General features: G+C 67.4%; 5 protein-coding genes and 1 pseudogene. 3 read left to right on the top strand and 3 right to left on the bottom strand.

Going from position 1 to position 6,796, the window contains the following annotated elements; all coding sequences use genetic code 11:
* On the top strand, nucleotides 1-824 hold an 824-nt coding region (locus GSQ79_RS04505), incomplete at its 5' end, for a transaldolase family protein (RefSeq protein ID WP_158807538.1).
* Between the two features lie 162 nt (nucleotides 825-986).
* On the opposite strand, the gene GSQ79_RS04500 is transcribed toward GSQ79_RS04505, so the two are convergent.
* Nucleotides 987-2,804, bottom strand: a complete 1,818-nt coding sequence (locus GSQ79_RS04500) for a chloride channel protein (RefSeq protein ID WP_158807537.1) — start codon at nucleotides 2,802-2,804, stop codon at nucleotides 987-989.
* Between the two features lie 288 nt (nucleotides 2,805-3,092).
* On the opposite strand from GSQ79_RS04500, the gene GSQ79_RS04495 reads away from it, so the two are divergent.
* Nucleotides 3,093-4,586, top strand: a complete 1,494-nt coding sequence (locus GSQ79_RS04495) for a methyltransferase domain-containing protein (protein ID WP_158807536.1) — start codon at nucleotides 3,093-3,095, stop codon at nucleotides 4,584-4,586.
* Nucleotides 4,587-4,601: 15 nt separating this feature from the next.
* Here the strand turns inward: GSQ79_RS04495 and GSQ79_RS04490 are convergent, their stop codons facing one another.
* Nucleotides 4,602-5,582 (bottom strand): MBL fold metallo-hydrolase, encoded by a 981-nt coding sequence (locus GSQ79_RS04490; protein WP_158807535.1) that lies wholly within the window; start codon nucleotides 5,580-5,582, stop codon nucleotides 4,602-4,604.
* Between the two features lie 73 nt (nucleotides 5,583-5,655).
* Between GSQ79_RS04490 and GSQ79_RS04485 the strand changes: the two genes are divergently transcribed.
* Complete coding sequence (locus GSQ79_RS04485; protein WP_158807555.1) at nucleotides 5,656-6,450, top strand: helix-turn-helix transcriptional regulator; 795 nt, start codon at nucleotides 5,656-5,658, stop codon at nucleotides 6,448-6,450.
* Between the two features lie 59 nt (nucleotides 6,451-6,509).
* Here the strand turns inward: GSQ79_RS04485 and GSQ79_RS04480 are convergent.
* A pseudogene (locus GSQ79_RS04480) lies at nucleotides 6,510-6,796 on the bottom strand (cell division protein FtsH); the annotation flags it as partial.

The raw sequence follows: 6,796 nt of genomic DNA, 5'->3' as shown, positions 1-6,796 counted from the left end.
TGCCGGGTTACGGCCGCTTCATCGACGAGACGCTCGTCTGGGGACGAAGCCACGGCCACGTGACCAGCCAGATCGTCGACCGCCTCGCCGTGAATTTCGGCGCCGAACTGACGACCATCGTGCCCGGCCGCGTCTCGACCGAGGTCGACGCCGACCTTTCCTTCGATACCGAAGGCACGCTGGCCAAGGCGCGGGCCATCATCGCCGATTATGCCAGCCGCGGCATCGACAAGTCGCGGATCCTGATCAAGATCGCCGGGACCTGGGAAGGCATCCAAGCCGTCAAAATTCTGCAGAAAGAAGGGATCGACTGCAACGTCACCCTGATCTTCCATCTGGCGCAGGCCATCGCCGCCGCCGACGCCGGCGCCTTCCTGATCTCGCCCTTCGTTGGGCGCATTCTGGACTGGCACAAGAAGCATGACGGCAAGACGTTCACGCCGGAGACCGATCCGGGTGTGATCTCGGTTCGCGAGATCTACGCCTATTACAAAGCCTACGGCATCAAGACGATCGTGATGGGCGCATCGTTCCGCAGCATCGGCGAGATCGAGGCGCTGGCCGGTTGCGACCGCCTGACGATCTCCCCCGACCTGCTGAAGGAGCTCGCCGCCGACAACGGCGACCTCGTCCGCAAGCTCGATCCGCAAACGGCGGCCAAAAAGGCGCCGGCCAAGATCGAGATGGACGAGAAAACTTTCCGCCTGATGATCAACATGGATCCGATGGCGACCGAGATGCTGGCCGAAGGCATCCGCAAGTTTGCGGCCGATCTGCAGACGCTGCGCGAGATGATCTCCAGTCGGCTCAAAGAGGCGGCGTAGCGCACCGCGTCACCCCGGCAGAAGCGTAGCGGAGGGCCGGGGCCTATGCACACGCCATAGTTTGCGGTCCGGGCTGATGCGGCCACGTTCTCGCGATGTCTGACAGTCGGTGTGCATGAATCCCGGGTTCGCCTTCGGCGCCCCGGGATGACATCGACGGTGCTACCCCTCCCCGATCCACTTCTCCCCCGTAAGATCCTGGCGTGCCTTGTCGAGCTCTTCGGTGTAGCGCCGCAGCACGTGGGCCTCGGTCAACAGCCCGATGACGCTGCGGTCGGTCGTGCTTTCCGTCACCGCCAGCGCCTCGCTCTCGCTCTGCTCGAACAGGCGAGCCGCCTCGCGGATGTTGAGATCCGGCGTCAGCGCCGTCATGGGGTGGCGCAGCAACGCGGTGACGTGATCCTTGGCGCGTTCGGGATCGGACGTCAGCTGGTGCGCCTCCGCCACCGACACCATGCCGACGTAGCGTCCGAACGGGTCGGTTGCGACGACCCAGTAGGTCGAGCCGAGCGGATGGGTCGCGACGAAGGTCGCGATGCTGACGTCGGCAAAGATCGTGTCCACATCGGGGCGCATCAGCCGGCGCACCGTCAGGCCGCGGATCCAGCCGACATCCTGACCGCTCTTGATCGACTCGCCGCGCAGATGCAGCCGCCAGGTCGTGAAGGAATAGCCGAAGGTCCGCCGCACGATCACCGACACGACCGTCGCCGCCGCGAGGATGAGGATGCTGAGCGGAAAGTCGCCCGTGGTTTCCAGCGCCAGAAAGCTCATCGTCAGCGGGCCGCCGACGATGGTCACCGACAGCGCCGCCATGCCAACGATGGCGCAGGTCGTATCGTCGATCGGCAGCACCGGTCCCACCAACAGAAGCAGCGCATAAAACAGCTTGCCGACGAGGCCGCCGAGATAGAGCGAGGCGAAGAATAGACCGCCGCGGAAGCCGCTGCCGATCGACACGGCCGACGCCAACGCTTTGAGCAGCAGGGTGAGCGCCAAAACGAGAAGCGTCGGCATGACGCCATGAATGAGCTCGGCGAACGCGCCGTGGCCGGCCGACAGAACGCGCGGCGTGATCAGCGCCAGGGCGCCGAGAACGACACCGCCGGCGGCCGGCTGGAGGAAGGCCGGCACGGGGCTGCGCTTGAACAAAGCCTCGATCAGCCCGACGAGGCGCATGATGCCGATGCCTATCGCCGCGCAGGCCAGCGACAGCAGCAGAAGGGCCACCATCGTGCCGCCCTGCAGCGTCACGTCCGACGCGATCTGGCCGATGAAACTGTCGCCGGTGCCGAGCGCGCGCGACACGAGCACGCCGGAAATCGCGGCGGCAACCACCGGCGCCAAGCCGAACGGCGTATAGCTGCCGATGATCAGTTCGAAAGCGTAGAACGCGCCGGTCAGCGGCGCGCCGAAGGCGGCGGCGATGGCGCCTGCCGAGCCGGCGCCGACAAGCGTGCGCAGATCCGCCCGACGCAGGTTGAAGCTCGCGCCGAGGTACGACGCGAGCCCGGAGCCAACCTGGGTGTAGGCGGCCTCGAGGCCGACCGACGCCCCGGCGCCATTGGAGATGAGCGTCTGCCCGCCGATGAGCAGACTGTCGGTCACCGACATGCGGCCACCCTGCAGGGCATTGGCCTCGATCGGATCGACCGGACGCCGCCGCCGCCAGTGCGCGAGAAGCCGGCTGACCAGGCCGAGCACCAGCCCGCCCAACGCCGGGATGGCGGCCTGCCATGGGTTGTGCAGCGTCACCATCGCGCTGAGCGATCCTTGGCCATCGAGCCCGTAAAGCGCGATATGCAGCAGCCGCGCGCCCTGCGACAGCGCCGTCACGGCAGCCCCCGCCATCGCCCCCGCGACAACCGACAGGGTGATCAGGCCGATCTCCTCCTGGCGGACGAGGACGCGCAGGCGCATGACGAACCGGGCGAGCACGCCCTGCTTTGGCTCGATCGCAGGCGGCGCGGCGACGCTCATCGACGTTTCGAAACCGGCATCGAGGAGTGAGCCAACTTTACGCGCACGCGATCGTGACCCCCATCGACTGCCGGATTGCGCCACATGACCCCTCTGGGCGCCATGGCAACGGTAGGAACTCCTATCGCCTAACCCATGTTGCGCTCAATTCCTTTAACCGGCGCATACGGCGGCCCGTCGCGGCGTGAAACACACCGGCTGGTGCATAGCTTGGGGCAAGCCCGCAGTCGTAAGCGTCGGCTCAGTTTGCGGACCGCCGTTCCAGTCGCACGGTGTTATGAGGACGTGATGGGGATTGAGCTGCCGGGCGTGCCCGAAGTCGAAGGGGCGATCGCCATCTGGCGCGCGGGCGATGCGCGTCTCGCGACTCTGCTGGAACGCTACGAGAGCGCCGCCGACGCCTTGCGCCACTACGGATTGATCCTCTGGGACCAGGGCAAGCCGGAGACCGCCGCGCAGGTTTTTACCGGCGCCGTCGCCCTGGTTCCGCAGGATGCGCGGATCTGGACCGATCTCGCCGGTGCGCTGAACGCCAGCGGGCAGCTCCACCAGGCGGCTGCCTGCATGGAAGAGGCGCTGTTTCGTGACAAGATGCAGGCCGACGGCTGGCTGCGCCTCGGCTCGATCCGCAGCGCGCTCGACGACGCCTCGGGCGCGGAACAGGCCCTGACGACGGCCCTGGCGCTCGATCCCGGCCTCACGGACGCCCGCCTGAGTCTCGGGCTCGTGTTCTTTCACGGCAAACGCTTTGGCGAGGCCGCCGGTCACTTCCGCGCGGTGCTTGAGACCGAGGCTGCGAACAATCCGGCCATTCACGCCTGCTACGGACAGGCGCTGTCGCATCTCGGCGATTTTTCGGGTGCCGCAGCGGCCCTCAAAATCTCGATCGCGCTGGAGCCGCACAATCGCGTCGTGGCCCTAAAACTCGCGGAGGTCCAGTTCATCGCGGATCTCATCGCAGGACCCGTCGACGCGGCGGCGCTAGGGTCGGCCGACCCGATGCTGACCCCGACGGAGGCGGCGACGATCGAGCGGCGGGCCTTTCATCTGCTCGGCGCCTTCGGCCACACCGACGCGGCGCTACGGCTTGGCGCCGCCAGGCTGGCCGCGACGCCGAACGACGCGGAATGCGCCTATCTGCTCGACGTGCTGCGCGGCGAGGCGCTGCAACGATCACCCGATGCCTACGTCACAGCCTTCTTCGACAAGTTCGCCGAGGACTTCGACAAGCAGCTCGTGGGGGTTCTGCACTACACCGCCTTTCAGCAGCTGGCGGCTCTGGTGGAAACCCACGCGGCGCGCCTCGATCGCATCCTCGATCTCGGCTGCGGCACCGGCCTCGCGGGCCCGCTGCTCGCCAAGCCTGGACGCCGTCTCGTGGGCCTCGATCTGTCACCCGGCATGCTCGACAAGGCGCAGGCGCGGGCCTGCTACGACACCCTGATCGCCGCCGAGGCCGGCGCCTACCTAGCCGACAAGACGGCGGCGTTCGATCTGGTCTTCGCGGCCGATGTGCTGATCTACGTCGGGGCGCTCGATGCGTTGCTGGTACGCGTGGCCAACGCCCTGACGCCGTGTGGCCTGTTCGCCTTCACGATCGAAACCAGCGATGAGGCCGATCTCGCGCTGCTCCCTTCCGGGCGATTCGCCCATCGTCTCGGCCATGTGCTGGCGCTTGCCGCGGCGTCAGGGTTTGCGGTGGTCGCCACCGAGGCCATCCAGATCCGCTACGAAACCCACGGCTTCGTCGCCGGCGAACTGGTGGTGCTGCGGAAAGTCTGACACGAGGCGCGCGCCCTACAGCAGCTGATACGAGTTCGCGATCCAGCGGTAACCTGAACCTGCACGCTCGACGAAGCCAAGCGAGGGAAACGGCATGTGGTAGCCGATGACCGGGATCCGATCCGTCGCCACCATGTCGTAGATGCGCCGGCGCGTCGCCGCGCCCTGCGCCTTGTCCATGTCGAACAAAGCGTGCCAGCCGGGCTCGGCGAGCGAGGCCACCTGATGATGCGCGCAGTCGCCCCATATCATCAGCCGCTGCCCCTCGCTGTCGAGCGTGAAGGCGAGATGCCCCGGCGTGTGACCATAGGCTTCCAGCGCCCGGATGCCCGGCGCTACGTCCTGCCCCGGATCGACGAAGGTCGTCTTGGCGGCGAACGGCTGCACGTTGGCGCGAAACTGCGCCGCTGAATTCGCTTCGAGGCTGCCGGGTGCGGCAGCTAGGCGTTCGTCGCGCGCCCAAAAATCATGTTCGGCGGCGCCGATGACATAGCGCGCGTTGGGGAACAACGGCGAACCCGCCTCCATGAGGCCTCCGATGTGGTCGGGATGGGCGTGGCTCAGGACGACGACGTCGACCTGCTCCGGCTTGAACCCGGCCGGCGCCAGCTGCCGGGCCAACCAGCCGCCGTCCGGTCGCGGAATGAATCCGTTAGCCCCGTTGCCGGCGTCGAAGAGAATGACTTCCGCGCCGGTGTTGACGATCGCCGGGGTGCAGCCGGGCTGGAATTTATGCTCCGGCAGAAGATTGTCCCGCATCAGCCGCGCGACGTCGTCCTGCGGCCGGTCTTCCCCGACGATCGGCCAGGGTCCGTCGAGAACGGCGCCGGCGTCGAGGATCGTCGTCACCTCGAAGGCGCCGAGCTTGAAGCGCGAAACTGTCGGGCGCGTCGATCCGAGAAGAGGCGCCCTGGCCCAAGCCGGCACGGCACAGACCACGCTCGCCCCCGAAAGGAGCAGGTGACGACGGGTGGGTTTGAAGGGAGATTGATTCATCGACGTTGTCTCCGGGCAGCACGCGGGATGACGGCGTCAACGACTGCCACCGGAGACGACGATGAACGCAGCGATGCCCGATCGCTTGTACGAACGTGCTGGCCTCGCATCCGACCATCCGGCGCCGCTTTGGCATCTCGACTCGGCCCATACGTTTTTCGCCGGCCCGCTGGACTACAACGCGGCCCATCGCCATGGCGCGCCGGTCTATCTGGCCGGGCTCTACGGCCGCTTCGGACTGCGCATCGCCGGCGGCTCCTGGCTGACGTGCCGGACGGCGATGATCCCGGCCGGCGTGGTTCACGAGCTCGATCTCGGCGGCAACCCGCTCGCGGTGTTTTACGTCGAAGCATCCGCCGGGGACGCGGCAGGGCTCGCGCCGCTCGTTGCCGACGCCGAGGAAGTCGGTGGCGCGCTCGTCGGCGCGTCCGGCGAGGTGGCGGCGCTGCGCGCGCTCTTTGAAAGCAGTACGGGTGCCGCGTGGGCCGGCGAGGCGCTGGCCGACTTGCTGCGGTTCGCAACGGCGCGCGCGCGCAGACCGATCGACCCGCGCCTCGCCCGAGCGCTCGATCTCATGGACACGCGTGACGCAGACTTCCCGCCGCTTGCCGCATCGCGCTGCGCATCGGCTGCCGGGCTCTCGGCGTCCCGCTTCCAGCATCTTTTCACCGCTCAGATGGGCATCCCGTTCCGCCGCTACCGCGGCTGGGTGCGGATGCGTCGCGCCATCAGGGCGGTCGTCGAAGGCGCCAATTTCACGACGGCGGCGCATGATGCGGGCTTCGCCGATCAGGCGCATTTCGCGCACGCTTTTCGCCAGACATTTGGGGCGCCGGCCTCGAAAAGCCTTACGGGGATCCGGCGATAAACCCTCAAACGCAAAAGGCCCGCGTCTCACGACGCGGGCCTTTTGATTGAAGCAAATCCTCAGACCTGCGGCTGCGGCTCCAGGCCCGGTTCCGGGTTGGGCTTCGGCCGGTTGATGCCGGTGGTCGGCACCGGCGAACCGCGCGGCGGCGTCGGGTCGTCACCGGTGTCGCGAACCGGCAGCTTGCCGGCGAGGAGACCGATGATCTCGTCGCCCGACAGGGTCTCGTATTCGAGCAGGCCCTTGGCCAGAGTTTCGAGATCGCCGCGCTTCTCGGTGATGATGCGCGTCGCCTCCGACAGACCGTATTCGACCAGGCGGCGGACCTCGGAATCGATCGTGCGCG

Origin of the sequence: Beijerinckia sp. L45 (genome assembly GCF_009765775.1) — a bacterium.
Taxonomy (GTDB): domain Bacteria; phylum Pseudomonadota; class Alphaproteobacteria; order Rhizobiales; family Beijerinckiaceae; genus RH-AL1.
This window is presented reverse-complemented; position numbering and strand designations above follow the sequence as displayed.

What these genes read in the sequence shown, in the direction of transcription:
- GSQ79_RS04500 (WP_158807537.1), bottom strand. Translation starts at nt 2,804, where the DNA reads ATGAGCGTCGCCGCGCCGCCTGCGATCGAGCCAAAGCAGGGCGTGCTC.
- GSQ79_RS04495 (WP_158807536.1), top strand. Translation starts at nt 3,093, where the DNA reads ATGGGGATTGAGCTGCCGGGCGTGCCCGAAGTCGAAGGGGCGATCGCC.
- GSQ79_RS04490 (WP_158807535.1), bottom strand. Translation starts at nt 5,582, where the DNA reads ATGAATCAATCTCCCTTCAAACCCACCCGTCGTCACCTGCTCCTTTCG.
- GSQ79_RS04485 (WP_158807555.1), top strand. Translation starts at nt 5,656, where the DNA reads ATGCCCGATCGCTTGTACGAACGTGCTGGCCTCGCATCCGACCATCCG.